Origin of the sequence: Halomonas sp. 707B3 (assembly GCF_024158645.1) — a bacterium.
Classification (GTDB): Bacteria; Pseudomonadota; Gammaproteobacteria; order Pseudomonadales; family Halomonadaceae; genus Vreelandella; species Vreelandella lionensis.
This window is the reverse complement of sequence record NZ_JAMZBE010000266.1, coordinates 1-2214: the sequence shown is the minus strand read 5'-3', so window position 1 is coordinate 2214 and position 2214 is coordinate 1. Positions and strand designations below refer to the sequence as shown.

General features: G+C 57.9%; 2 protein-coding genes. Both read left to right on the top strand.

Translation table 11 applies throughout. From position 1 onward, the window contains the following. Positions 1 to 296: 296 nt before the first annotated feature. A complete protein-coding gene (locus tag BIS10_RS18465) occupies positions 297 to 1106 on the top strand; it encodes an enoyl-CoA hydratase/isomerase family protein (RefSeq protein WP_083024105.1) in 810 nt (269 codons plus the stop codon). A gap of 72 nt (positions 1107 to 1178) precedes the next feature. Then, positions 1179 to 2214, top strand: a 1036-nt coding sequence (locus tag BIS10_RS18460; protein ID WP_253507656.1) for a CoA-binding protein, incomplete at its 3' end; no start/stop codon positions are given.

The window sequence follows — 2214 nt, the reverse complement described above, 5'->3', positions numbered from 1 at the left end:
CACATAGCTGGCGGCGCGCTTGAGCTGTGGGCTAAGCGCCGCGTAGCTCTCGGCTAGCTGCTGGTGAATGCTGTCCAGGCTGGTGGCGTGAGTGGCGTTGTCTGGCATGGCACCCTCTTTTATGAAAATAAAACATTTGTGCCAATGATAAATGTTTTTGCAACAGATGTATTGACGTCGTCCCAGCGACTACTCTATCGTTCAAAAAAACACATTCGTTTCTTTTTATTTAAAATAAAGAAACAAACGTTTCGTTAAGTTTTGACGACTGATCCGAGGAGGTTAGAAAAAGCACCATGTCTGCTGACGTTACTGCGCTGCCCAATTATGAAACGCTGCTGGTCACTCTGGATGCCCGCGTATTGACCGTGCGACTAAATCGCCCGCAGCGCCTCAACGCCGTTGTTGAGGCGCTCTACCAAGAGCTGCTGGATGTGCTGCGAATAGCACAGCAGTTGCCTCAGGTCCGGACGGTGGTGCTGACCGGTGAAGGGCGCGCGTTCTGTGTCGGTGCCGATATGAAGGCCCACGGCAGCGCTAAGCGCACGCTGTTTCAGCGCCGGACGTACTTGCAGCTAGGCAATGATGTGTGCGAGGCCATTACCAAACTCAGTAAGCCGGTGGTAGCTGCTGTGAACGGCTATGCGCTGGGGGCTGGCGCGGAAATAGCGGTCTCCTGTGATTTTATCGTGATGGCCAATGAGGCGCAGATTGGTTTTCCAGAAACCAGTATTGGCACTTGCGTGGGCGGCGGTGTTTCAAAACTACTGCCTCAACTGGTGGGGCTTACCCAAGCCCGGCGCTTGCTCTATTTAGGCGACAAACTTCATGGGCCAGAAGCCGCCAGGATCGGCTTGGCGCTGGCCAGCTACCCCCAAGCGCAGCTGATGGCCGAAGCGCAAACACTTGCCGAGCGGCTTGCCAAGCAGGCACCGGTTTCTATGGCGATGCTCAAGCCGCTGGTCAATCGCAGCGCCCATACCAGCATGGAGAGCCAGCTGCAGCAGGAGCTGGATGCGGTGTTTACCTGCTCCACCACCGACGACTGGCAAGAGGGGGTCGATGCCTTTGCCGAGCGGCGCCCGCCTAATTTTCAGGGCCAATGAGTGTGGGCTTAACCCTTAGAAACGAGCTCTGAATCAAGTCGTTGCGCACTTCTTTGTCAAACAGGTTACGCCATGAACACTATCGAAGGTCATCTTCCAGTCCGCAGCCCGCTGCACGACATCTTAGCCCCCACCGGCATTGCCATCGTTGGAGCCTCTGCAGACCCGACCAAGCGAGGCTATAAAGCCATGGTAGGGCTGATCAACGGCGGCTACCGGGGGAGCATCTACCCGATCAACCCAAAAGCCGATCATATTCTAGGTGTGAAGGCATGGCCCTCTATTGCCGAGATGCCGGGCAGCCCCGAACTTGCGCTGCTGTGTACGCCTGCCGCCACCGTACCTGCGCTGATTGCCGAGTGTGGCCGCCGTGGCGTGAAGGGGGCGGTGATTCTGGCCAGCGGGTTTGGCGAAACCGGTGAAGCGGGTGCGGCATTGGAGGCGCAAATGGTGGAGGCCGCCCGTGCCCACGGTGTGCGTATTATCGGCCCGAACACCTCAGGCATGTTTAACCTGCACCATCAGATTAACTTGCTGGCGCTGGATAACGTTAAGCCGGGTGATATTGGCATCGTGTCTCAATCCGGCAATATGCTGCTCTCCTTGGCGCTGGAGGCACAGCACAACGGGCAGGTGGGGTTTAGCACCTACGTTGGCCCGGGCAATCAGAGTGATATCGGCTTTAACGATTACCTGCGCTACCTAGGGGAAGACGAGCACACGCGTGTGGCGACGCTCTACGTGGAAGGCTTCCGTGATGGGCAGCAGTTTCTGAAAGTGGCCCGTGACGTGACCGCCATGAAGCCGGTGGTGGTGTATAAATCCGGTGCCACCGAGCAGGGCCAAAAGGCTGCCAGCTCTCATACCGGTGCGTTGGCCGGTAGTTACCAAATGACCGTCGATTTGTTGCGCCAGGCAGGCGTTAGCGTGGTGCAGTACTCCGATGAAATCCTGCCCGTGGCGGAAGGCTTGGGGCGGCTGCAAAAAGCCCCCGGTAAGCGCGTGGCGGTGATTTCTGACGGCGGCGGCCAAGCCACCATTGCCGCCGACCGGTTATCAGAGGCGGGCCTGACGCTGGCCGAGCTTTCTGACGCTACCCGCTCTGCAC